Origin of the sequence: Streptomyces sp. NPDC021562 (genome assembly GCF_040640875.1) — a bacterium.
In the GTDB taxonomy this organism is placed as follows: Bacteria; Actinomycetota; Actinomycetes; order Streptomycetales; family Streptomycetaceae; genus Streptomyces.
The window spans coordinates 1-22,611 of the sequence record NZ_JBFACN010000003.1; the positions used below are offsets into that span (position 1 = coordinate 1).

Annotated in this window: 19 protein-coding genes and 1 rRNA gene; 12 read left to right on the forward strand and 8 right to left on the reverse strand. The window is 71.8% G+C overall.

Annotation, left to right across the window (positions count from 1 at the left end):
• Window positions 1–93 (forward strand): 5S ribosomal RNA (gene rrf, locus AB0G52_RS04755); the annotation flags it as partial.
• Window positions 94–216: 123 nt separating this feature from the next.
• Here rrf and AB0G52_RS04760 read toward each other — a convergent pair.
• From AB0G52_RS04760 to AB0G52_RS04780, 5 genes are read right to left on the reverse strand one after another with little or no spacing between them, the layout of a single operon-like run.
• Window positions 217–1,527, reverse strand: coding sequence for a DUF58 domain-containing protein (locus AB0G52_RS04760; RefSeq protein ID WP_361333716.1), 1,311 nt, complete (start codon window positions 1,525–1,527; stop codon window positions 217–219).
• Window positions 1,527–2,516 (reverse strand): MoxR family ATPase, encoded by a 990-nt coding sequence (locus AB0G52_RS04765; RefSeq protein WP_132890678.1) that lies wholly within the window; start codon window positions 2,514–2,516, stop codon window positions 1,527–1,529. Before AB0G52_RS04765 ends, AB0G52_RS04760 begins: the two co-directional genes overlap by 1 nt.
• On the reverse strand, window positions 2,516–3,730 hold the full coding sequence (locus AB0G52_RS04770; protein ID WP_361333719.1) for a DUF4350 domain-containing protein: 1,215 nt from the start codon (window positions 3,728–3,730) through the stop codon (window positions 2,516–2,518). Before AB0G52_RS04770 ends, AB0G52_RS04765 begins: the two co-directional genes overlap by 1 nt.
• Window positions 3,727–4,482, reverse strand: coding sequence for a DUF4129 domain-containing protein (locus AB0G52_RS04775; RefSeq protein WP_361333722.1), 756 nt, complete (start codon window positions 4,480–4,482; stop codon window positions 3,727–3,729). The genes AB0G52_RS04770 and AB0G52_RS04775 overlap by 4 nt, the downstream gene beginning before the upstream one ends.
• 34 nt (window positions 4,483–4,516) lie before the next feature.
• A complete protein-coding gene (locus tag AB0G52_RS04780) occupies window positions 4,517–5,893 on the reverse strand; it encodes a glycerophosphoryl diester phosphodiesterase membrane domain-containing protein (RefSeq protein WP_132890467.1) in 1,377 nt (458 codons plus the stop codon).
• 140 nt (window positions 5,894–6,033) lie between these two features.
• On the opposite strand from AB0G52_RS04780, the gene mtnA reads away from it, so the two are divergent.
• The 8 genes from mtnA to AB0G52_RS04820 all read left to right on the forward strand — a co-directional run bounded on the left by mtnA (window position 6,034) and on the right by AB0G52_RS04820 (window position 15,037).
• Window positions 6,034–7,179 (forward strand): S-methyl-5-thioribose-1-phosphate isomerase, encoded by a 1,146-nt coding sequence (gene mtnA / locus AB0G52_RS04785; RefSeq protein ID WP_361333725.1) that lies wholly within the window; start codon window positions 6,034–6,036, stop codon window positions 7,177–7,179.
• Window positions 7,180–7,200: 21 nt separating this feature from the next.
• The gene (locus AB0G52_RS04790) at window positions 7,201–7,347 is read left to right on the forward strand and encodes a hypothetical protein (protein WP_165939431.1); all 147 of its coding nucleotides are present in this window, start codon (window positions 7,201–7,203) and stop codon (window positions 7,345–7,347) included.
• A gap of 144 nt (window positions 7,348–7,491) precedes the next feature.
• Window positions 7,492–8,181: a two-component system response regulator MtrA gene (mtrA, locus tag AB0G52_RS04795; RefSeq protein WP_207921802.1), complete on the forward strand. Its 690-nt coding sequence runs from the start codon at window positions 7,492–7,494 to the stop codon at window positions 8,179–8,181.
• Window position 8,182: 1 nt separating this feature from the next.
• Window positions 8,183–10,204: an MtrAB system histidine kinase MtrB gene (mtrB, locus tag AB0G52_RS04800; protein ID WP_361333728.1), complete on the forward strand. Its 2,022-nt coding sequence runs from the start codon at window positions 8,183–8,185 to the stop codon at window positions 10,202–10,204.
• The gene (locus tag AB0G52_RS04805; RefSeq protein WP_361333731.1) at window positions 10,194–12,032 is read left to right on the forward strand and encodes an LpqB family beta-propeller domain-containing protein; all 1,839 of its coding nucleotides are present in this window, start codon (window positions 10,194–10,196) and stop codon (window positions 12,030–12,032) included. The genes mtrB and AB0G52_RS04805 overlap by 11 nt, the downstream gene beginning before the upstream one ends.
• Before the next feature lie 110 nt (window positions 12,033–12,142).
• On the forward strand, window positions 12,143–13,072 hold the full coding sequence (locus tag AB0G52_RS04810; protein WP_361333733.1) for a phosphoribosyltransferase family protein: 930 nt from the start codon (window positions 12,143–12,145) through the stop codon (window positions 13,070–13,072).
• A gap of 283 nt (window positions 13,073–13,355) precedes the next feature.
• Window positions 13,356–14,081 carry a ribosome-associated translation inhibitor RaiA gene (gene raiA, locus AB0G52_RS04815; RefSeq protein WP_132890473.1) on the forward strand — a complete coding sequence of 242 codons (726 nt, stop codon included), beginning with the start codon at window positions 13,356–13,358 and terminating at the stop codon, window positions 14,079–14,081.
• A 206-nt stretch (window positions 14,082–14,287) separates the two neighbouring features.
• Window positions 14,288–15,037 carry a response regulator transcription factor gene (locus AB0G52_RS04820; protein ID WP_132890474.1) on the forward strand — a complete coding sequence of 250 codons (750 nt, stop codon included), beginning with the start codon at window positions 14,288–14,290 and terminating at the stop codon, window positions 15,035–15,037.
• 32 nt (window positions 15,038–15,069) lie between these two features.
• On the opposite strand, the gene AB0G52_RS04825 is transcribed toward AB0G52_RS04820, so the two are convergent.
• Window positions 15,070–16,257, reverse strand: coding sequence for a crosslink repair DNA glycosylase YcaQ family protein (locus tag AB0G52_RS04825; RefSeq protein WP_361333736.1), 1,188 nt, complete (start codon window positions 16,255–16,257; stop codon window positions 15,070–15,072).
• A 49-nt stretch (window positions 16,258–16,306) separates the two neighbouring features.
• Window positions 16,307–16,882, reverse strand: coding sequence for a GNAT family N-acetyltransferase (locus AB0G52_RS04830; protein ID WP_361333739.1), 576 nt, complete (start codon window positions 16,880–16,882; stop codon window positions 16,307–16,309).
• A 267-nt stretch (window positions 16,883–17,149) separates the two neighbouring features.
• Between AB0G52_RS04830 and secA the strand changes: the two genes are divergently transcribed.
• Complete coding sequence (gene secA / locus AB0G52_RS04835) at window positions 17,150–19,996, forward strand: preprotein translocase subunit SecA (RefSeq protein WP_132890477.1); 2,847 nt, start codon at window positions 17,150–17,152, stop codon at window positions 19,994–19,996.
• 214 nt (window positions 19,997–20,210) lie between these two features.
• On the opposite strand, the gene AB0G52_RS04840 is transcribed toward secA, so the two are convergent.
• Entirely contained in the window at window positions 20,211–20,675 is a 465-nt protein-coding gene (locus AB0G52_RS04840) for an Rv3235 family protein (RefSeq protein ID WP_165939432.1), read from the reverse strand.
• 334 nt (window positions 20,676–21,009) lie between these two features.
• On the opposite strand from AB0G52_RS04840, the gene AB0G52_RS04845 reads away from it, so the two are divergent.
• Together AB0G52_RS04845 and AB0G52_RS04850 are read left to right on the forward strand one after the other, a co-directional pair.
• Entirely contained in the window at window positions 21,010–21,522 is a 513-nt protein-coding gene (locus tag AB0G52_RS04845; RefSeq protein ID WP_132890478.1) for a hypothetical protein, read from the forward strand.
• A 50-nt stretch (window positions 21,523–21,572) separates the two neighbouring features.
• Window positions 21,573–22,238: an HAD family hydrolase gene (locus AB0G52_RS04850; protein ID WP_132890479.1), complete on the forward strand. Its 666-nt coding sequence runs from the start codon at window positions 21,573–21,575 to the stop codon at window positions 22,236–22,238.
• Window positions 22,239–22,611 lie beyond the last annotated feature (373 nt).

Sequence of the window (22,611 nt, forward strand, 5' to 3'; positions counted from 1 at the left end):
ACGCCCGGTTACATTCCGAACCCGGAAGCTAAGCCTCACAGCGCCGATGGTACTGCAGGGGGGACCCTGTGGGAGAGTAGGACGCCGCCGAACAAATATTGGGAAAACCCCCGCATCCACGGATGCGGGGGTTTTCTGCGTTATAGGGGTCGCCTCATATATAGGTCTCCGAGGCCCGGCCCGGCCTCCCCCGCACGGGGCAGAAGGACCAGGGTCTCAGAGTCGTCCCGCCGCTTTCAGAGCCAAGTACGCGTCCGCCAGCGCGGGGGCGAGCTCGTCGGGTGTCGCGTCCACGACGGTCACCCCGTGCCGGCGGAGTTGCCCCGCGGTCCGGTGCCGTTCGCTCTGGGCCTGGGCGGCCGCTGCTGCCTCGTACACCGCGTCGGTGTCTCCGCGGGCCGTCGCCATCCGGGCGATGCCCGGGTCGGCCACAGAGGCGAGGAGCACGGTGTGGCGTTGGGTCAGCTGGGCCAGTACGGGAAGCAACCCCTCTTCGACCGGAGCGGCGTCGAGCGTCGTGAACAGAACGATCAGCGAGCGTCGGGGAGCCGTACGGAGCGCCGTCGCGGCGAGACCCCGGGCGTCGGCTTCCACGAGCTCCGGTTCGAGCGTCGCCATCGCGTTGACCAGGGAGGGAAGCACATCGCCTGCCGCGCGGCCCTGGACGAGAGCGCGGACTCGACGGTCGTAGGCCATCAGGTCCACGCGGTCGCCGGCGCGTGAGGCGAGGGCGGCCAGGAGAAGCGCCGCGTCCATCGAGGCGTCCAGGCGCGGCACGTCACCGACCCGGCCGGCCGAGGTGCGGCCGGTGTCGAGAACGAGCAGGATGTGCCGGTCGCGTTCGGGACGCCAGGTGCGTACCGCGACCGCCGACTGCCGCGCGGTGGCCCGCCAGTCGATGGAACGGGTGTCGTCGCCCGGCACGTATTCGCGCAGGCTGTCGAACTCGGTGCCCTCGCCTCGGGTCAGGACGCTGGTGCGGCCGTCGAGTTCCCGCAATCGGGCGAGTTTCGACGGGAGATGCTTGCGGCTGGTGAACGGGGGGAGAACCCGTACGGTCCACGGCACTTTGTGGCCGCTCTGGCGGGAGAACAGGCCCAGGGGGCCATAGGAGCGGATCGTGACGCGGTCCGCCTGGCGGTCGCCGCGGCGGGTGGGGCGCAGCCGGGTCGTGACGCGCCGCCGTTCGCCCGGGGGGACGGTCAGGCGGTGCCGTGAGGCCTCGGCCTCCGTGCCGGGTTGCCAGCTGCTGGGTGGCCAGCCGTCCCTGAGGCGGGCCCGGAGCAGGCGCCGGGAAGGATTGGTGATCGTCAGGGTGACGTCCGCGGGATCGCCGAGGCGGGCCGACGTGTCGCCGGAGCGGCTCAGCACGAGGCGTCGTACGGGCGCCGCGAGGGCGACGTCGCAGGCGCAGGCCAGGGCCAGCGTGCCGTCGACCGCGAGGACCCCGGTCCAACCGGGCCCCCACAGGCCGACGGGGATCGATCCGATGGCCGCGATCAGGGCGGCCCGTCCGGTGAGGGGCATCAGCGCGGGACCGGGACGTGGGCGAGGATCGCGTTGATGACGGAGTCGGCGGTCACGCCCTCCATCTCGGCCTCGGGGCGGAGCTGGACCCGGTGGCGGAGGGTGGGCAGGGCGAGGGCCTTGACGTCGTCGGGGATGACGTAGTCGCGGCCGGTCAGCCACGCCCACGCGCGTGACGTGGCGAGCAGGGCGGTGGCGCCGCGGGGGGAGACGCCGAGGGTGAGGGACGGCGACTCCCGGGTGGCGCGGCAGATGTCCACCACGTAGGCGGTGATCTCGGGGGACACGGAGGTCTTGGCGACCGCGGCCCGGGCGGCTTCCAGGTCGGCGGGGCCCGCCACGGGGCGTACGCCGGCGGCGCGCAGGTCGCGGGGGTTGAACCCCTCGGCGTGGCGGGTGAGGACGTCGATCTCGTCCTGGCGGGAGGGGAGCGGGATCGTCAGTTTGAGGAGAAAGCGGTCGAGTTGGGCTTCGGGAAGGGGATAGGTGCCCTCGTACTCGACGGGGTTCTGGGTGGCGGCGACCAGGAAGGGGTCGGGCAGCGGGCGGGGCGTGCCGTCCACGGTGACCTGGCGTTCCTCCATGGCTTCGAGGAGGGACGACTGGGTCTTGGGCGGGGTGCGGTTGATCTCGTCGGCGAGGAGGAGGTTGGTGAAGACCGGGCCGGGCTGGAAGGAGAACTCGGCGCTGCGGGTGTCGTAGACGAGGGAGCCCGTGACGTCGCTCGGCATGAGGTCGGGGGTGAACTGGACGCGTTTGGTCTCCAGTTCGAGGGCGGAGGCGAGGGCGCGGACGAGCAGTGTCTTCGCGACTCCGGGGACTCCTTCGAGCAGGACGTGTCCGCGGCAGAGGAGGGCGACGACGAGGCCGGTCACGGCGGGATCCTGGCCGACCACGGCTTTCGCGATCTCGGCGCGCAGGGCCTCCAGGGCGGCCCGGGCGTCGGCCGGGTTCCCGGTGATCCCGGCGTTGTCAGTGGTCGGGTCCATCATGGACGGCGTACCTCTCTTTCGAGGGCGTCGAGCTGGTCGGTGAGGGCGACGAGGGCCGTGTCGTCGCCGGGCGGCGGTCCGAAGAGCAGGGGGTGCAGGGCCTGTCCGTCGCCGTGCAGGTGGGCGGAGAGGGCGGGGATCAGGGCCTCGGGTGCGTGGGCCTGGGAGACGGGGACGCCTACGAGGGGGGCGAGGCGGGTGCGGGTGGTGGAGCGGAGAGCGGCGGCCGCGCGGTCGCGGGCGTTGGCCTTGCGGTAGAGGCGGGCGCGGCCTTCGACGGTTTCGGAGGCGCGGATCGCCACGGGGAGTTTCTCGGTCACCAGGGGGCCGAGTCGGCGTGCGCGCCAGAAGGCGGCGATGCCCGCGGCGATGAAGAGCTGGAGTGTGCCCCAGAGCCATCCGGAGGGGAGCAGGTCGAACAGGCTTTTCTGGTCGCCGGTGCCGGTGGCCGAGGTGTCGTAGAGCGAGGGGAGGTACCAGACCAGATGGGGGCGGGAGCCGAGGAGCTGGAGGGCGAGCGAGGCGTTGCCCTCCTTGTCGAGGTGGTCGTTGAGCAGGATGTCGGGCGAGCCGAGGACGACGGTGTCGCCGCCTTTGGAGGGGGCGGGGACGCGGATCAGGGTGGCCAGGCGCTGGCTGGGGTAGCAGGAGTCGGCGTCGAGGTGGGTGGTGGTGTAGCGGATGCCGCCGGTGTCGGCGCTTCCCGCGCGGCGGGCGTCGGCCAGGTCGCAGTGCGGTTCGAGGGTGGACCTGGAGCTGGTGGCGGGGTCGGCGGTGACGCCCGGGGCGAGTCCTTCGACGGAAGTGCTGCCCGCGGCGACGAGGACGGTGCGGCCGCCCGACGCGCCGGTCGCCGCCCGCAGTTGGGACTGCTGGCGCGGTGTGAGCAGGTCGGGTACGGCGACGAGCAGGGTGGTGTCGGGGCCGGTCGCCGCGCGGGCTCCGGCGAGGGTGGTCACCACGCGGGTGGACACGCCCCGGTCGGCGAGGAGTTCGGCGACGGCGCGGCTGCCGGTGGGGTCCGCGGAACGCGGGTCGAGGGTGCCGTGCCTGGTGTCGGAGCGGATGACGGCGATGGCGACCGCACCGGCGAGCAGGAGCACCACGGCGAGGACGACGCCTCGGCTCCGGGTCCACACCTGGCGGCCGCTGGGTGCGGTGGAGGTGGTCGGGAGCGGGGCCGCCGCGTCGGGGGCCGCACCGGTGGTCATCGCGCGGCTCCCCGGTGGGCGTCGTGGGCCGTGCCGGGGGCGCTGCCGGTGAGCATCGGCTTGGTGCGTTCCAGGTCGCGGTCGAGTTCGGCGATGCGTTCGTACGCTACCTGGGTCGCCCGGCGTCCGCCGTATGTCACGTCGTCGAACTCGCGGGCGGCGGTGCGCAGCCGGTCGGTGTGGGCGGGCAGGGTGCGGCCGGCTTCGGCGGCGGCCTCGTCGGCGGTGCGGCCCGGGCGGACGTCGAGCAGGGCGCGTTCTTCCAGGGCGCGGACGACGGCGCGCATGCGTTCCTGGAGGGCCTGGCTCCAGTGGCCCTGGGCGGCGTGTGCCTCGGCCGCCGCCCGGTGTTCGGCGGCGCTGCGGGGGCGGTCGTCGAACAGGGTGGCGCCGGAGACGGGCTGGTGGCGGGGGGTGCCCAGGCGCCACCACAGGGCGCCCAGGACGGCGACGACGGCGAGGACCACGATGACCAGGCCCAGCGTGCCTCCGGGTGTCGCGGACGCGGCGGCGGAGAGCAGGCGGTCGATCCAGTGGAAGACCGCGTTGAGTGCGCGTTGCAGCAGCCCGGGGTCGTTCTCGTGGTACATCCGTTTGGACAGTTCGTGCCGTGCCGCGTCCCGCGCGGGGTCGCGCGGGACGGTCACGGGTGGCTCGTCGCCCGAACCGGTCAGCGACGCCAGGGCCGCTTCCCGGGCCTGCAGCAGGCCGCGCACGGCTTGGCCTGCGGCGCGTGGCAGGGCTGCCGGCACCGCTGTGAGGACTCCCCCCGTCCCGTTCACCGCATCAGCTCCCCGGGACGGCGCCGGGGGTGGCGGTGCCGTGGGTTTCGACACCGGAGGCGCGGGCCAGTTCGAGGTCGAGGGCCTCGCGGCGGATGCGCTGGTCGATGTAGAGGAGCACGGTGACGCCGGCGTTGATCGGGAAGGTGAGCATCGAGCCGATCACGGAGCCGATGCCGCTGATGACGAGGAACGTCCAGCCGGTGTTGTCGCCGGTGCTCTCGAGGAAGCCGGAGAAGCCGTTGCCGCTGACGACGGCTCCGAGCAGGGCGAAGGGGATCACGGCGAGCGACGAGACGATGTTGGCGATGATGCCGGCCAGGAACTGGATGCCGAAGACCCGCCACCAGGAGCCGCGGACGAGCTTGGCGGAGCGGCTGAGGGACTTGGTGATGCCCTGTTTCTCCAGCATGAGGGCGGGCGAGGCCAGCGAGAAGCGGATCACCAGCCACCCGGCGACGACGGCGCCCGCGAGGATGCCGAGGACGAGCAGGGCCGCGATGGCGCCGCCGGGTCCGCCGGCGAGGGCGACGACGATGCCGGGCAGCGCGCCGGCGAGCAGGACGCCGACCGCGATGAGTCCCAGCAGGACGATGAGCCCGAACAGTTTGAGGACCTGGGGGCGGGCGTCGCGCCAGGCCTCGCCGATGGTCACGGCCCTGCCGAGCACGGCGCGGCTGGTGACGGTGGTCAGCAGGGCTGTCGCGATGATGGTGCCGACCAGGGTGATCAGCAGGACGGCGCCGGAGCTGACCACGACGCCGCCCGCGGCGCGGCTCACCTCGCTGAAGGAGGCGTTCGGGTCGTTGAGGACGTCGGTGGTCTGCGTGTCGTTCAGGACGAGGCCCTGCAGCAGGATCACCGCGACCTCGGTGACCACGGCGACCGTGAGCGAGATGCCGAGGACGGTGCGCCAGTAGGTGCGCATGGTGGAGACGGCGCCGTCGAGGATCTCGCCGACGCCGAGCGGACGCAGGGGGATCACGCCGGGCTTGGCGGCGGGCGGGGGGCCGCCCCAGCCGCCGCCCCAGGCTCCGTATCCGCCGGGTGGCCCGTAGCCACCGGGGCCGCCGGGAGGGGTGGGTCCGCCGTAGCCTCCGTAGCCGCTGGGGGGCCGGCCGCCCCAGCCGGAGCCGGGGGGCGGTGGCGGCGGTGGCGCCTGGCCCGGTGCCGGGGCGCCGGTGGGCGCGGACCACTGGCCGGGCGGTGGCTGTTCCTTGGACCACTTCGAACCGGGGCCTTGTGGATCCGTGACCGGCTGGTCGGCAGGCTGTTCGGCGGGTCCTGCGGGGACGGGGCGGTCGGCAGGGGCGGACGCGCCGGGTTCCCGCCCGTCGGACGGGTCGGATCCGGGCGAGGCCCAGCCCGGAGTGTCGTTCATCGAAGCTCCTTCACGGTGCCCGTCCGCGGTCGCGGTGGCAGGTTGGCTGCCATCGTGCCATGGGGCGGTCGCCCAGTGACCTGCCGCGGTAGTGGCTGCACACCTTCAATTGTCCGCGGGATACGGGGAACACTGACCGCATGGCTGATCAGTACGCGCACAGCGGCGAGGACAAGCGTCCGGCGGGAACGCCCGTGATCCGGTGGGAGGAGCCGCCCGAGGGGCCGGTGGTGGTCCTTCTGGACCAGACAAGACTGCCGGCGGAGGAGGTCGAGCTGGTGTGCACGGACGCACCGGCGCTGGTGGAGGCGATCCGGTCGCTCTCGGTGCGGGGGGCTCCGCTGCTCGGGATAGCGGGGGCGTACGGCGTCGCGCTCGCCGCCGCGCGGGGCTTCGACATGGACGAGGCGGCGGCGGCGCTGGAGGGCGCCCGGCCGACCGCCGTGAATCTGTCGGTGGGGGTGCGCAGGGCCGCGTCGGCGTACCGGTCCGCCCTCGCCGCGGAGGGCGATCTGGGGGCGGCGGCCGCGGCTGCGCTGGCCGCGGCGCGGGCGGTGCACCGGGAGGACGCCGAGGCCAGCGGCCGGATGGCCGAGCACGGGCTGGCGCTCCTTGACGAGCTGCTGCCCGGCGGAGGGCATCGGATCCTGACCCACTGCAACACCGGTGCGCTGGTGTCGGGAGGGGAGGGCACGGCGTTCGCGGTGGCCCTGCGGGCGCATCGGGCGGGGCGGCTGCGGCGGCTGTGGGTGGACGAGACACGGCCGTTGCTGCAGGGCGCGCGCCTGACGGCGTACGAGGCGGCCCGCAGCGGTATGGCGTACACCTTGCTCACCGACAACGCGGCCGGTTCGCTGTTCGCGGCGGGGGAGGTGGACGCGGTGCTGGTGGGGGCGGACCGGATCGCGGCCGACGGTTCCGTGGCGAACAAGGTGGGGAGCTATCCGCTCGCGGTGCTGGCGCGCTACCACCATGTGCCGTTCATCGTGGTGGCGCCGTTGACGACGGTTGATCCCGGGACTCCGGACGGGGCGGCCATCGAGGTGGAACAGCGCCCCGGGTATGAGGTGACCGAGGTCACAGCGCCGCACCTGCCGGTGACGGGAGCGGGAGGCGGGGTTCCGGTGGCACCGTTGGGGACCCAGGCGTACAACCCGGCGTTCGACGTGACGCCGCCCGAGCTGGTGACGGCCGTCGTCACCGAGGAAGGCGTCGTCTCGCCCGTCACGGCCGAGGCCCTTGCCGAGCTGTGCGCCAGGGCGGGTGGAGTGACCACGAGTCAGTGAGGACATGGGTTGATCAGACGTGTGGTTGCCGGCGCTCTGCTGCTCTGCGGCGGGTTGCTGAGTGCGCGGGAACTCGAGCGGCGGGCCGCGGGCCGGAGCGGCGGAAGGGGCCTGCTGTGGCTTGCGGCGGCCCTGTGCCTCGGCGGCGTGCTGATCGGCCAGGCGTAGGGATCGGCGTGCGGGCGGGTGTCGGCGTCCCGGACTGACATCGACCTCGGTGGACCGGGGGCAGACAGTGACGGTTCCCTGCGACTATGGTCACCAGCCGGTGACCCTGGTCACCTGCGCAACCTTCACTGTTATGAGAATGGGATGATGTCGTTTATGAAGGGACGAGTCCTTGTCGTCGACGACGACAGCGCACTGGCCGAGATGCTCGGCATCGTGCTGCGTGGTGAAGGTTTTGAGCCGTCTTTCGTAGCCGACGGTGACAAGGCACTGGCCGCTTTCCGTGAGACCAAGCCGGATCTGGTGCTGCTGGACCTGATGCTGCCCGGTCGGGACGGCATCGAGGTGTGCCGCCTGATCAGGGCGGAGTCCGGGGTGCCGATCGTGATGCTCACGGCGAAGAGCGACACCGTCGACGTGGTCGTGGGCCTGGAGTCGGGCGCGGACGACTACATCGTGAAGCCGTTCAAGCCGAAGGAGCTGGTCGCCCGGATCCGGGCGAGGCTGCGGAGGTCGGAGGAGCCGGCTCCCGAGCAGCTCACCATAGGTGACCTGGTCATCGACGTGGCCGGGCACTCGGTGAAGCGGGACGGGCAGTCGATCGCGCTGACCCCGCTGGAGTTCGACCTGCTGGTCGCGCTCGCCCGCAAGCCGTGGCAGGTGTTCACGCGTGAGGTGCTCCTGGAGCAGGTCTGGGGCTACCGGCACGCGGCGGACACCCGTCTCGTCAATGTTCACGTCCAGCGGCTGCGCTCCAAGGTCGAGAAGGACCCGGAGCGGCCGGAGATCGTGGTGACCGTCCGTGGTGTCGGATACAAGGCAGGACCGAGCTGACATGTCCGAGGACAGTGCCGCTTCGGCCCCCGGCCGGTCCGGGGACCGCCCGGAGCGGCCTGTCGGCGGAGACCGGCCCGGTGCGCGCTGGCGGCTGCTCTTCGAGGGCGGCCTGCTCGAGGGCGGGGTCCAGGGCAGCCCGGTGCTGCGGCTGCTCATCCGCTGGGTGCGCCGGCCGCTGCTGCCGGTCATGCGGCTGTGGCGGCGCAACATCCAGCTCAAGGTCGTCGTCACGACCCTGCTGATGTCGCTGGGCGTCGTTCTCCTGCTCGGCTTCGTCGTCATCGGGCAGGTGCGCAACGGCCTGCTGGACGCCAAGGTGAAGGCCTCGCAGTCCCAGGCCACCGGCGGCTTCGCGGTGGCCAAGCAGAAAGCCGACGAGGCGGCCGCGGCCGGTGCCGCCGACACGGCGGACGGACGGCAGTCGCAGACCCTCATCTCATGGATGAGCGACCTCGTGGAGTCCCTGTCCAGTGGCGGGCAGGGCGCCTTCGACGTCGTGACGCTGCCCACGGGTGACAACAACAGCGGCGGCGGCCGCACCCGTGCCTCGGGGTTCGTCGACCCGACGGCCAGCGTGCCCGCCGACCTGCGCGCGCGGATCAACGGCAGCATGACCGCCGCGCAGAGCTACACCCGGATCATGTACACGGACGACAAGGAGTCGCAGCCCGCTCTGGTCATCGGCAAGCAGGTCACCGACCCGAACAACAACCCGTACGAGCTGTACTACCTCTTCCCCCTCACCCAGGAGGAGAAGTCGCTCAGCCTGGTCAAGGGCACGCTCGCGACCGCCGGGCTCTTCGTCGTCGTACTCCTCGGGGCCATCGCCTGGCTGGTGGTGCGGCAGGTCGTCACGCCCGTGCGGATGGCGGCCGGGATCGCCGAGCGGCTGTCGGCGGGGCGGCTCCAGGAGCGGATGAAGGTCACCGGCGAGGACGACATCGCCCGGCTCGGCGAGGCCTTCAACAAGATGGCGCAGAACCTCCAGCTGAAGATCCAGCAGCTGGAGGACCTGTCGCGGATGCAGCGCCGGTTCGTGTCGGACGTGTCGCACGAACTGCGCACCCCGCTGACGACCGTGCGGATGGCCGCCGACGTCATCCACGAGGCGCGCGAGGACTTCGACCCGATCACCGCGCGGTCGGCGGAGCTGCTCGCCGACCAGCTGGACCGGTTCGAGTCGCTGCTCGCCGACCTGCTGGAGATCAGCCGCTTCGACGCGGGCGCGGCGGCGCTGGAGGCCGAGCCGATAGACCTCCGGGAGGTCGTACGGCGGGTGGTCAGCGGCGCCGAGCCGCTCGCGGAGCGCAAGGGCACGCACATACGCGTGGTCGGCGACCTGCAGCCGGTGGTGGCCGAGGCGGACGCGCGACGGGTGGAGCGGGTGCTGCGCAACCTCGTCGTCAACGCCGTCGAACACGGTGAGGGCCGGGACGTCGTCGTCAAGCTGGCCGCGGCCGGCGGCGCCGTCGCGGTCGCGGTGCGCGACTACGGCGTGGGGCTCAAGCCCGGTGAGGCGACCCGGGTCTTCAGCCGCTTCTGGCGGGCGGACCCGGCACGCGCGCGTACCACCGGTGGTACGGGGCTGGGTCTGTCGATCGCCCTGGAGGACGCACGGCTGCACGGCGGCTGGCTGCAGGCCTGGGGGGAGCCGGGCGGCGGGTCGCAGTTCCGGCTGACCCTGCCGAGGACCGCGGACGAGCCGCTGCGGGGCTCGCCGATACCTCTGGAGCCCAAGGACTCCCGGCGCAACCGGGGCCTCGACGACGCCGGTCTCCCGCGCGGCGGCGAGGACAAGCGGGCGACCGTGCCGGTGCAGTCCGGCGGCCAGTCGTCACCGCTCGCGTCCATGACGCAGCGGTCGGCCACCGCGGCGCCGACCGCCGACCCGACCGCGCTGCCCGGCAGCGGCGCGCGCGTGGTGCCCCGGCCGACGCAGGGCGCCGGACGTCAGGAGGGCACAGGGGCCGGCCGGGCGGACGACTCGAACAAGCCAGGGGAGGCATTTCGTGGGCGCTGACCGCGAGGGGGGCGCCCGACGCAGACCGGTGCGCGCGGTGGCCTACGCGGCCTGTGGTGTCGTCCTGCTGGCGGGCTGTGCCTCCATGCCGGACAGCGGCGACCTGCGGGACGTCGAGTCCACGCCACGGCAGGACACCCAGGTGCGGGTGTTCGCCATGCCGCCGCAGCAGGACGCCTCGTCCACCGAGATCGTGCAGGGCTTCCTGGAGGCCCTGACCAGTGACGACCCGCACTACGACACGGCGCGCAAGTACCTGACGGCGGCGGCGGCGAAGACCTGGCGGCCGGAATCGCAGGCGACCGTGCTGGCGAACGGGCCGAGCATCCAGGCCACCGGACGCCCGGCCGACCAGGACGACGCGGACAGCATGACCTACCTGCTTCAGGGCAGCCGGGTGGCCACGGTCGACGCGGCGCAGGCGTACGCGCCCTCCGACGGGGCGTACCGCAAGACGGTGCATCTGACGAAGGACGCCAAGAGCGGCCAGTGGCGGATCGACGCGCTCCCGCAGGGTGTCGTGCTGGGCAAGTCGGACTTCCAGCGCACCTACACGTCCGTCGACAAGTACTACTTCGCCTCGGACACCTCGGCGGGGGAGACCGGGCAGCCGGTGGCGGTCGCCGACCCCGTGTTCGTCCGGAGCCGGGTGGATCCCACGACCCAGCTGGTGCGTTCGCTGCTGAGCGGCCCCACCACCTGGCTCGGCCCGGTGGTCCGGTCGAGTTTCCCGACCGGTACGGCGCTGAAGAAGGGCGTGTCCGGGCTGGCGCCCGACGACCAGAACCGGCTCACCGTGCCGCTGAACGTGCGTGCGTCCCGGATCGGTGCGGCCAGGTGCACCGAGATGGCGACCCAGTTGCTGTTCACGCTGCGGAACCTGACGCCCACCGTGGACTCGGTCGCCCTGCAGTCCGTCACCGGCGCCCACATGTGCGACGTCGACGAGGACCAGGCCGAGACCACCGCCTGGCGCGCCTCCACCAAGCGGCCCGAATACCTGTACTTCCTCGACAGCAAGCACCGGCTGGTGCGGATGCCGACCGGCGGCACCGGTACCGGCGCGGTGGCGGTACCCGGGCTGTTCGGTGCGGGCACCAGGCCGCTGCGGTCGGTGGCGGTCGCCCGCGACGAGCGCACCGCGGCCGGTGTCACCGGCGACGGCCGGGACCTGTACGTCACCTCGCTTGCGTCGGACGGTTCGCTGGGCGGTGCCGTGCTGGCCAGCCACGGTGCGACCGCCGACGACCGGCTGACGGCGCCGAGCTGGGACGCCCGGGGCGACCTGTGGGTGGCCGACCGCGACCCCGCCAAACCGCGGCTGTACGTGCTGGCGAAGGGCGTCGGGCAGCCGCTGGCGGTGCAGGTGCCCGAGCTGAACGGCCGGATCAAGGACGTGCGGGTCGCCGCCGACGGGGCGCGGATCGCGCTCGTCGTGGAGAAGGACGGCGAGCAGTCGCTGTACGTAGGACGGATCGAGCGCACCAGGTCCGGTGACCAGCAGGAGGTCTCGGTCCTCGAACTGCGCTCGGCGACTCCCGGCTCCGAGGAGGTCACCGCGATGTCCTGGGCCGGTGACAGCCGGCTCGTGGTGGTGGGGCGGGAGCAGGGCGGCGTGCAGCAGACGCGTTACGTCCAGGTCGACGGTTCCACGCCGGACGGGCCCGCGCCGGCGGCCCTCACGGGTGTCCTCGCGATCGCCGCGTCCGAGGACGACCGGGTGCCGCTGGTGGCCGACTCGCAGGACGACGGGATCGTCCGGCTGCCCACCGGGGACCAGTGGGAGAAGGTGATCAAGGACGGTTCGGCGCCGGTCTATCCGGGCTGAACCTCCTTCTCACCCGCGCGGGTGACGTGGTGCGTGGCGCGTACGGAGTTGTCCACAGGTGGTTGTCCACAGGGGTGGCCGGTCCGGGCGCGGAGGGGCACAGTGGGCGCATGCGGGGGTGGTGGCAGGACCTCACCGACCTGGTGCTACCGGCCGAGTGCGGAGGCTGTGGGACGCCTCGCACGGTGCTCTGTGCGCAGTGCCGTGCCGCCCTGAGCGGGGCCGCGCCGCGCCGGGTGCGACCGGTGCCGGAGCCGCCCGGGCTGCCGGCGGTGTACGCGGCGGCGCCTTACGCGGACGCGGTGCGGGCGGCTCTCCTCGCCCACAAGGAGCGGGGTGCGCTGGCGCTCGCCGGGGCCCTGGGCGCGGCCCTCGCGGGAGCCGTGCGGGCCGCGTCGCGGCAGGGGCGGGGCGTGCGGATCGTCGCCTCCTGGCGGGACGGCGCGGACGGTGCGGGTACTCCGACAGGTGACGGGAGGGACGGGGCCAGTGCCACGGACCCCGTGCTGCTCGTCCCGGTGCCCTCGGCGCGGTGGGCCGTGCGGGCGCGGGGACACGATCCGATGCGGCGGATCGCCCTCGCGGCGGCAGCGGAACTGCGGCGCTCCGGCGTTCCGGCCCGGGTGGTGGCGGTGCTGCGGCACCGGCGGGCCGTGGCCGACCAGTCGGGGCTCGACTCCCGGCAGCGGCTGGCCAACCTCGCGGACGCGCTGGAGGTGACGGCGAGCGGTGCACGGTTGCTCGCCGGGGGCCGGGTCGTCCTCGTCGACGACCTGGTGACCACCGGCGCCACTCTCGCGGAGGCGGCTCGCGCGGTACGGGAGGCCACCGCGCCCGGTGGGACAGGAGAAACCACGAGGGCTGTGTATCGGCGCGCGACCTGGGAAGTAAGGGAGGAACGGAAGGCCGGATCAGGAGAAGAACCAGCGAAGTGGACACGGAACGCACCGGGAAAGACCGCAGGGAACTCCCTCGCGGGGCCGGTCCGTGCCGCTGTGATCGCGGCCGCACCAGATTCTTTCGAAATGAAACGGAACTGACTGCGAACCAACATCGTTGCAGGTAGTGACGGGACCAATTCACTGGAATGGAGGTACGCATCAGTAGAGGGTGACGACAGCCGTCCGGGCGAGATATGTTCGGTTGTGAGGGAGAAAGCCGCAGGCCATGCCCCTCATATCCGAATGCCGTGCCGCGGTTTTTCCGTAATCATCGCGGTGCCGGGGTGCAGATCTTGCCCATGGGGGAGGAGGAGGTGAAGTCGCCGAGTCCGAGGCTCCGGGGTTCACCGGAGTCGGGTGCAAAAAGGGAGATGCTCCGCCAGTGGAGCGGAGCGATCCGGGAACGGAGTTCTGCGTGGACATCGTCGTCAAGGGCCGCAAGACCGAGGTGCCCGAGCGGTTCCGCAAGCACGTGGCCGAGAAGCTGAAGCTGGAGAAGATCCAGAAGCTCGACGGCAAGGTGATCAGCCTCGACGTCGAGGTCTCCAAGGAGCCCAACCCCCGACAGGCCGACCGTTGCGACCGAGTGGAGATCACGCTCCGCTCCCGCGGTCCGGTGATCCGGGCGGAGGCAGCGGCCAGTGACCCGTACGCGGCGCTCGACCTGGCGGCGGAGAAGTTGGACGCGCGGCTGCGCAAGCAGCACGACAAGCGGTTCTCGCGCCGCGGTTCGCGGCGGATCTCGGCCGCCGAGGTCCCCGACCACGTCCCGGGCGCGGCCACACTCAACGGGAACGGCACCCCCGTCCCGTCGGAGGACACGGACGGCGTCCCCACCAAGAAGATCGGCTCGCTGGAGGTCCGCGGCGAAGGCCCGCTGATCGTCCGCGAGAAGACCCACGTCGCCTCCCCGATGAGCCTCGACCAGGCCCTCTACGAGATGGAACTGGTCGGACACGACTTCTACCTGTTCGTCGACTCCGAGTCCAAGGAGCCGAGCGTCGTCTACCGCCGGCACGCTTACGACTACGGCGTCATCCACCTCAGCACCGACCCGATGGTGACCCAGGCGGAGCCCCCGGCGGCGGGAGGCACGCTGGGCGGCTGACCCGCCCGGCACGCAACTGAGCCTGTGCCCCTGGAAGCGCGTGTGCGCCCCCGGGGGCACCGGTGTGCGACCACTTCGCGCCCCGCTCTGGCACCGCGTTGTCGGCCCGGCATGGAATCATGGCGGCAGTGGCCCAACCGGTGGGCCGCTGCCTTGGGTTGGCGATGGCACAGCACCACAGGCCACAGCCTTCAGGGGGAGGAACGATGGCGGAAAGCTTCGGACCGATGCAGGACGGGGGCGCCCGCGACGGCGTCGTCGGCATGGGCCCGGACGCGGGCGGCACTCCGCGCAGGGAACCGATCAGAGTCCTTGTCGTGGACGACCACGCCCTCTTCCGCCGCGGTCTGGAGATCGTCCTCGCCGCCGAGGAGGACATCCAGGTCGTCGGGGAGGCGGGCGACGGTGCCGAGGCCGTCGACAAGGCCGCCGACCTGCTGCCCGACATCGTGCTGATGGACGTCCGGATGCCCAAGCGCGGGGGTATCGAGGCCTGCACCTCCATCAAGGAGGTCGCGCCCAGCGCGAAGATCATCATGCTGACGATCAGCGACGAGGAGGCCGACCTCTACGAAGCGATCAAGGCGGGCGCGACCGGTTATCTCCTCAAGGAGATCTCCACCGACGAGGTGGCCACCGCCATCCGCGCGGTGGCCGACGGGCAGTCGCAGATCAGCCCGTCCATGGCGTCGAAACTCCTCACCGAGTTCAAGTCGATGATCCAGCGCACCGACGAGCGCCGGCTGGTGCCGGCGCCGCGGCTCACCGACCGTGAACTCGAGGTGCTCAAGCTCGTCGCCACGGGGATGAACAACCGCGACATCGCGAAGGAGTTGTTCATCTCCGAGAACACCGTGAAGAACCACGTGCGCAACATCCTGGAGAAGCTCCAGCTGCACTCCAGGATGGAGGCGGTGGTCTACGCGATGCGGGAGAAGATCCTGGAGATCCGCTGAGGCGGCGACGCCGACAGCCGAGCCGGCAGCCGTCAGCGCAGCGCGGCCGTCAGGAAGCGGGTCACCTCCCGGATCAGGGGCTCGCGCAGCTCGGGAGCGTCCACGCGCTCCACCCGCACCGTCGTGCAGTCCACCCAGCTCGCCGCCTCCACCAGCGCCTCCGCGACCGCCGGGACCGCCTTCGGGCCGTCCAGCGTGACCTGGCGGGCCACCAGGACCCCGCCGGCCTCGCGTGCCGGATCCACCCGGCCCACCAGACGGCCGCCGGCCAGCACCGGCATCGCGTAGTAGCCGTGCACCCGCTTCGGCTTCGGTACGTAGGCCTCCAGCCGGTGGGTGAAGCCAAAGATCCGCTCCGTGCGCGCCCGGTCCCAGATCAGGGAGTCGAACGGGGAGAGCAGCGTCGTACGGTGCCGGCCGCGCAGCGGTGCGGCCAGGACCGCGGGGTCGGCCCAGGCGGGCTTCCCCCAGCCCTCCACCTCCACCGGTACCAGCCCCGAGTCGGCGATCACCGCGTCGACCTGCTCACCCTTCAGCCGGTGGTAGTCGGCGATGTCCGCACGCGTACCGACCCCCAGCGACTGCCCGGCCAGCCGCACCAGGCGCCGCAGGCACTCGGCGTCGTCCAGGTCGTCGTGCAGCAACTCCTGCGGGACCGCGCGCTCGGCGAGGTCGTACACCCGCTTCCAGCCGCGCCGCTCGACACACACCACCTCGCCGTACATCAGCGCGCGCTCCACGGCGACCTTGGTGCCGGACCAGTCCCACCACTCGCTGGTCTTCTTCGCGCCGCCCAACTCGGTGGCGGTCAGCGGGCCCTCGGCGCGCAGCTGCTTGATGACCTGGTCGTAGACACCCTCGGGGAGGTCGTGGTTCCAGTGCGGGCGGTCGCGGTAGGCGCGGCGGCGGAACGCGAAGTGCGGCCATTCCTCGATGGGGAGGATGCAGGCCGCGTGCGACCAGTACTCGAAGGCATGGGTGTCCTGCCAGTAGGCGGCCTCCACCGCCCTGCGGCCCACGCGGCCGAGGCGGGCGTACGGGACGAGCTCGTGGGAGCGGGCGAGGACCGAGATGGTGTCGAGCTGGACCGCGCCGAGGTGGCGGAGCACGCCCCGGACGCCCGAGCGGCGGTCCGGGGCACCGAGGAAGCCCTGGGCCTTCAGGGCGATACGGCGGGCTTCGTCCGCCGAGAGGGCGGCGGGGCGCGGAAGGGTCGTCATGTCCCGGACCCTAGAGGGTGCCACTGACAGTGCGGTAAGAGCTGCGGTCTCAGTCCCGTGAAGGCGCGGGGAGGTAGGGCGCGGCCGACGGCAGGCCCAGGTCGGACGGGAGCAGGGAGCCCACCCAGCAGTCGCGTCGGACGCCCTTGTTGTTGAGGCAGGAGCGGAGGGTGCCCTCCATGGTGAAACCCGCGCGTTCCGCGACCGCGCGCGAGGGGTGGTTGCCGACCTCGGCACGCCATTCGACCCGGTCGATCGCCATCTCGGTGAAGGCCCAGCGGGCGACGGCGCGGGTGGCCTCGGTGATGTAGCCGCGGCCGCGGTGCTCCTGTGCGGCCCAGAAGCCCACCTCGGCCGTCCCCAGCGAGCGCATGGTGAGCGCGAGCATCCCGGCCAGGCCCTTGGTGGGAAGGAAGACCCCGAAGGTGAACATCGAGCCGTCGGACCAGCCGTCGGGAACCATCTGCTCCGTGAAGCCGCGCGCGTGCTCCGGGAGGTAGGGGGAGGGAATCGTCGTCCAGCGCTGGATGTCGGGATCCTGGACGGCCGCGTACACCGCGTCGGTGTCCTGCGGGCCGACCGCGCGCAGCAGCAGACGAGGAGTGGTGAGCGTGACGGGGTCCATCGGCTGATTCTGCGCGGCCCGCCGCCCGGCCCGCCAGCTCTTTCGCGCTCCGTGACCGGGTGATCACATTTCGCACAATTCCTCGGTCCGGCGCGGCACTATCTGCGCACCCCGGCCGTTGTCCCGTATGAATCGGAAAAGCAGCCGACGGTCGTCGGGCCGCCAGGCCTCCCGGCGCGCCCGGGTCCTCGCATACGATGGCCGTTGCTCAGTAAGTCAAATGGAAACCGACCGTCCCAGGCCCGACCGGCAAGGAGACAAACCCCCGTGTCCGTCCTCTCGAAGATCATGCGTGCAGGCGAAGGCAAGATCCTGCGCAAGCTGCACCGCATCGCGGACCAGGTCAACTCCATCGAAGAGGACTTCGTCGACCTCTCCGACGCCGAGCTGCGGGCCCTCACCGATGAGTACAAGCAGCGCTACCAGGACGGCGAGAGCCTCGACGACCTGCTCCCCGAGGCGTTCGCGACCGTCCGCGAGGCCGCCAAGCGCGTCCTCGGCCAGCGCCACTACGACGTGCAGATCATGGGCGGCGCGGCCCTCCACCTCGGCTATGTGGCCGAGATGAAGACCGGTGAGGGCAAGACCCTCGTCGGCACCCTGCCCGCGTACCTGAACGCGCTGGCCGGCAAGGGCGTGCACCTCATCACGGTCAACGACTACCTGGCCGAGCGCGACTCCGAGATGATGGGCCGCGTCCACAAGTTCCTCGGCCTGAGCGTCGGCTGCATCCTGGCCAACATGACGCCGGCCCAGCGCCGCGAGCAGTACGCCGCCGACATCACCTACGGCACGAACAACGAGTTCGGCTTCGACTACCTGCGCGACAACATGGCGTGGGCCCAGGACGAACTGGTCCAGCGCGGCCACAACTACGCCATCGTCGACGAGGTCGACTCCATCCTGGTCGACGAGGCCCGTACGCCGCTGATCATCTCCGGCCCGGCCGACCAGGCCACCAAGTGGTACGGCGACTTCGCCAAGCTGGTCCTGCGCCTGAAGAAGGGCGAGGCCGGCAACCCGCTCAAGGGCATCGAGGAGACCGGCGACTACGAGGTCGACGAGAAGAAGCGCACGGTCGCCATCCACGAGTCCGGTGTCTCCAAGGTCGAGGACTGGCTGGGCATCGACAACCTCTACGAGTCGGTGAACACCCCTCTGGTGGGCTACCTGAACAACGCCATCAAGGCGAAGGAGCTCTTCAAGAAGGACAAGGACTACGTCGTCATGGACGGCGAGGTCATGATCGTCGACGAGCACACCGGCCGTATCCTCGCCGGCCGCCGCTACAACGAGGGCATGCACCAGGCGATCGAGGCGAAGGAAGGGGTGGACATCAAGGACGAGAACCAGACCCTCGCCACGATCACCCTGCAGAACTTCTTCCGCCTCTACAAGCGCCACGACCACAACGGCAAGGAACTGCCCGGCCTGTCCGGCATGACCGGTACGGCCATGACCGAGGCCGCCGAGTTCCACCAGATCTACAAGCTCGGCGTGGTGCCGATCCCGACGAACAAGCCGATGATCCGCAAGGACCAGTCGGACCTGATCTACCGCACCGAGGTCGCCAAGTTCGAGGCGGTCGTCGACGACATCGCGGAGAAGCACGAGAAGGGCCAGCCGATCCTGGTCGGCACCACCTCCGTCGAGAAGTCGGAGTACCTCTCGCAGCAGCTCTCCAAGCGCGGTATCCAGCACGAGGTGCTCAACGCCAAGCACCACGAGCGCGAGGCGTCGATCGTGGCGCAGGCCGGCCGCCGGGGCGCCGTGACGGTGGCCACCAACATGGCCGGCCGTGGAACCGACATCAAGCTCGGCGGCAACCCCGAGGACCTCGCCGAGGCGGAGCTGCGCCAGCGCGGCCTCGACCCCGAGGAGCACATCGAGGAGTGGGCGGCCGCCCTGCCCGCCGCCCTGGAAAAGGCCCAGCAGGCGGTGAAGGCGGAGTTCGAGGAGGTCAAGGAGCTCGGCGGGCTCTACGTCCTCGGCACCGAGCGGCACGAGTCGCGCCGGATCGACAACCAGCTGCGCGGCCGCAGCGGCCGTCAGGGCGACCCCGGCGAGTCCCGCTTCTACCTCTCCCTCGGTGACGACCTGATGCGCCTGTTCAAGGCCCAGATGGTCGAGCGCGTGATGTCCATGGCGAACGTGCCGGACGACGTGCCGATCGAGAACAAGATGGTCACCCGCGCGATCGCGTCCGCGCAGTCGCAGGTGGAGCAGCAGAACTTCGAGACCCGTAAGAACGTCCTGAAGTACGACGAGGTGCTCAACCGGCAGCGCGAGGTCATCTACGGCGAGCGCCGCCGGGTCCTGGAGGGCGAGGACCTTCAGGAACAGATCCAGCACTTCATGGACGACACGATCGACGCGTACGTCGGCGCGGAGACCGCCGAGGGCTTCCCGGAGGACTGGGACCTCGACCGGCTGTGGGGTGCCTTCAAGCAGCTCTACCCGGTGAAGGTCACCATCGAGGAGCTGGAGGAGGCGGCCGGCGACCGTGCGGGCCTGACCGCCGAGTACATCTCCGAGTCCATCAAGGACGACATCCACGAGCAGTACGCCTCGCGTGAGGCGCAGCTCGGCTCGGAGATCATGCGTGAACTGGAGCGCCGGGTCGTGCTGTCGGTCCTGGACCGCAAGTGGCGTGAGCACCTCTACGAGATGGACTACCTCCAGGAGGGCATCGGCCTGCGCGCGATGGCCCAGAAGGACCCGCTGGTCGAGTACCAGCGTGAGGGCTTCGACATGTTCACCGCGATGATGGACGGCATCAAGGAGGAGTCCGTCGGCTACCTGTTCAACCTGGAGGTCCAGGTCGAGCAGCAGGTCGAGGAGGTCCCGGTCGAGGACTCCGGGGCGGCCGTGGAAGGTGTCCAGGACGCGGTGCCGGCGCAGGCGGGTTCCTCGCGTCCCGAGATCCGCGCCAAGGGCCTGGAGGCGCCGCAGCGGCGGGGCATGCACTTCTCCGCGGCCACCGTGGACGGCGAGGGCGGCCTCGTCGAGGGCGACTTCGACTACGACGACGACAAGCCGGCCCGTTCCGAGGCCGACGGCCTGACCCGCGCGGAGCGCCGCAAGCAGGCGAAGGGCAGCCGCCGCCGGAAGTGACGGCGACGACAGCGCCTCCAGGAGGGCCGGCCATCCCTACGGGGAGGGCCGGCCCTTCGGCGTACGGGGCCTCGGCGGCCCCGGGGCCCGGACGGGACGCCGCTTGCGTGCTTCGGCCGTCCGCGGAACGCATGGGCCGCTCGCGGAGCCCACGGTCCGTCCGGGGCCGGCGGGCCTCGCCCCCGACGGCGCCGGCCGCTGCTTGGCGTGGATCTCAACCGGACCGGGGTGGGCGGGGGCCGCCCAGTTCCACCGCTGTGCAGCGCCAGCGCAGGTCGGGGCCCTGTTCCAGGCGGAAGGCCATGGCGCGGAGCTGGTCGCCCGCCGCGATGCGGGCGAAGACTTCCAGGGCGCCGGTGCGGGGGACGAAGTAGCCGATGTCGCGGACGACGGGGTCGGTCCCGCGGGTGCGCAGGGGGCCGTGTTCGGCGAGGCGGGCCAGGTCGTCGTAGGCGGCGCCCGCGGTGTGCCGGAGCATCCAGTGGACCGGGCGGCGTCCGCTCAGCACGGCCAGCAGACGCTCCGCGAAGAGGTCGGTGGGCCGTGGGCCGGTCGGGGTCGCCGGTGGGCCGAGCGGCCTGCGGGAGGCCGGGGCGGCGGGGCGGCGGGAGTCGCGGCGGCCGGGTGGGCGGGTGGCGGTGGGGCGGGGCTGGGCGGTCCGGGTCATGACCTTGTTCATGGGGGGTCCCCGATCGGCGGCCCGGCTGGTACCGGGCGGTAACTTGAGGTTGGGGATCTTGTACGGGGACCGGGACGGCGGCGGCAAGGCGAGAGCGGCGCGTGTCAGGAGCCAGCAGAATTCACCTATCCGAGTGGTCGTGGGTGGGGAAAACCCGCCGGGCGGGCGGCGGTACCGGGTGAATCGAGGGGTGCCGGGTGGACGCCCGCGGAGTCACCGCCCGGGACCCGAAAGGGGACGCCCGCACGTATCCTGAAGGCCCTCTCCGGAACGCCCGACGGCCTTCGGGAGAGCGGCACCGGCAGAGTCGAAGCGTCCAGAGAGAGCGGCCAGCATGCGCGTCTACGTCCCCCTGACCCTCCCCGCGCTCGCCGAGGCGTACAAGACGGGCGAGCTGGGGACCGGTCCGTTCGTCGCCTACGCCGTCACGCCCGCCCTGCGCGAGTGGTACCTCTCCGACGACATGGAGGAACTGGAGTACGCCGCGCTCAACCGCGCCGCGCTGGCCTCCCTGCGGCTGCTCGCCGCCGACCCGGACGCGCCGCGGCGCCGGGTCGTGGTCGCCGTGGACGTCCCCGACGGCGCCGCGGCGTCCGATCCGGACCGTGGCCTCGACCCGGCCGCCCTGGGCGAGGTGCGGGTGGCGACGACGGTGGCGCTGGCCAAGGCGGCCGCCGTGCACGTCGACTCCGACGACGCGCAGGACGACGTGACCGCGGCGGCCGGGGCGCTGCCGGCCGCGGACGGCGGGGACGACGACGCGCAGTTCGTGGTGGACGGGGCCGAGGACCACGAACTGCTCTGGTACGCCACGCAGGAGATCCCCAGCCTGGTGGGACTCGGCTGACACCCGCGGGGACCGCTTCCCTGTCAGTGACGGCGGGTAGCGTTTTCGGCATGGGGAAGCATGAACGCGCACACATCGTCTGGGACTGGAACGGAACGCTGTTCCACGACAACGACGCGATCATCGGAGCGACGAACGCGGCCTCGGCCGAGCTGGGCCTGGCGCCGATCACCCTTGAGCAGTACCGGGCGCTGTACTGCGTGCCGGTGCCGAAGTTCTACGAGCGGCTGATGGGGCGGTTGCCGACGCAGTCCGAGTGGGAGGTCATGGACGAGATCTTCCACTCGTACTACGCCGAGCACCGCGGCCGGTGCGGGCTGACCGAGGGGGCGGCCGAGCTGCTGGCCGGGTGGCGTTCGGTGGGGCGCAGTCAGTCGCTGCTGAGCATGTACGTGCACGACGAACTCGTGCCGCTGGTGCGCGGGTTCGGCATCGAGCCGCACTTCCTGCGGGTGGAGGGGCGGGTCGGGCCGTCCGGGGGCAGCAAGGCCGAGCACATGGTGCGGCACCTGCGGCAGCTGGAGGACGTCGCGCCCGGCCGGACCGTGGTGATCGGGGACGCGGCGGACGACGCGGTGGCCGCGCGGGCGGCCGGCGCGAAGGCCGTGCTGTACACCGGGGGGTCACACGGCCGGGCGAGCCTGGAGGAGGCCGGTGTGCCGGTGGTGGACTCGCTGGCGGAGGCGGTCGAGGAGGCGGAGAGACTCGTGGCGTGAGCCGGGGGCCCGGGGGCCCGGGGGCCCGGGGGCCGCGGGGGGCGCCGTTTTACCGCGCTATTGCCTGCGTGTGCGGTCGTCGCTGTGCAGAACGTCAAACTTGCACCCCCTGTTTTGTACACATACGGCTCATGACGGGCCCCCGGTCATGGGCGATAGCCTGGTGGCGTGATCAGCGCGATAGTTCGCGGGGGCGTCGCCCCTGCCCTGCGCCCGGTGAGCACGGAACAACTCCGTGACCGGGTGGCGGTCGCTGGTCTTCTCAGGCGGAGGGCGTCGACGACGGCCCTGGCAGTGGTGGCGCCGAGAGCGACGTCACACCCTCGGGGCCCGTCGAGAATGGCTGAATACCCCCCGCTCGTCTCACCCTGCG

Excerpts from the sequence above, each read along its gene's own strand:
- AB0G52_RS04760 (WP_361333716.1), bottom strand. The coding sequence starts at position 1,527 with ATGCCCCTCACCGGACGGGCCGCCCTGATCGCGGCCATCGGATCGATC.
- AB0G52_RS04765 (WP_132890678.1), bottom strand. The coding sequence starts at position 2,516 with ATGGACCCGACCACTGACAACGCCGGGATCACCGGGAACCCGGCCGAC.
- AB0G52_RS04770 (WP_361333719.1), bottom strand. The coding sequence starts at position 3,730 with ATGACCACCGGTGCGGCCCCCGACGCGGCGGCCCCGCTCCCGACCACC.
- AB0G52_RS04780 (WP_132890467.1), bottom strand. The coding sequence starts at position 5,893 with ATGAACGACACTCCGGGCTGGGCCTCGCCCGGATCCGACCCGTCCGAC.
- mtnA (WP_361333725.1), top strand. The coding sequence starts at position 6,034 with ATGGCTGATCAGTACGCGCACAGCGGCGAGGACAAGCGTCCGGCGGGA.
- mtrA (WP_207921802.1), top strand. The coding sequence starts at position 7,492 with ATGATGTCGTTTATGAAGGGACGAGTCCTTGTCGTCGACGACGACAGC.
- mtrB (WP_361333728.1), top strand. The coding sequence starts at position 8,183 with ATGTCCGAGGACAGTGCCGCTTCGGCCCCCGGCCGGTCCGGGGACCGC.
- AB0G52_RS04810 (WP_361333733.1), top strand. The coding sequence starts at position 12,143 with ATGCGGGGGTGGTGGCAGGACCTCACCGACCTGGTGCTACCGGCCGAG.
- AB0G52_RS04820 (WP_132890474.1), top strand. The coding sequence starts at position 14,288 with ATGGCGGAAAGCTTCGGACCGATGCAGGACGGGGGCGCCCGCGACGGC.
- AB0G52_RS04825 (WP_361333736.1), bottom strand. The coding sequence starts at position 16,257 with ATGACGACCCTTCCGCGCCCCGCCGCCCTCTCGGCGGACGAAGCCCGC.
- AB0G52_RS04830 (WP_361333739.1), bottom strand. The coding sequence starts at position 16,882 with ATGGACCCCGTCACGCTCACCACTCCTCGTCTGCTGCTGCGCGCGGTC.
- AB0G52_RS04840 (WP_165939432.1), bottom strand. The coding sequence starts at position 20,675 with ATGAACAAGGTCATGACCCGGACCGCCCAGCCCCGCCCCACCGCCACC.
- AB0G52_RS04845 (WP_132890478.1), top strand. The coding sequence starts at position 21,010 with ATGCGCGTCTACGTCCCCCTGACCCTCCCCGCGCTCGCCGAGGCGTAC.
- AB0G52_RS04850 (WP_132890479.1), top strand. The coding sequence starts at position 21,573 with ATGGGGAAGCATGAACGCGCACACATCGTCTGGGACTGGAACGGAACG.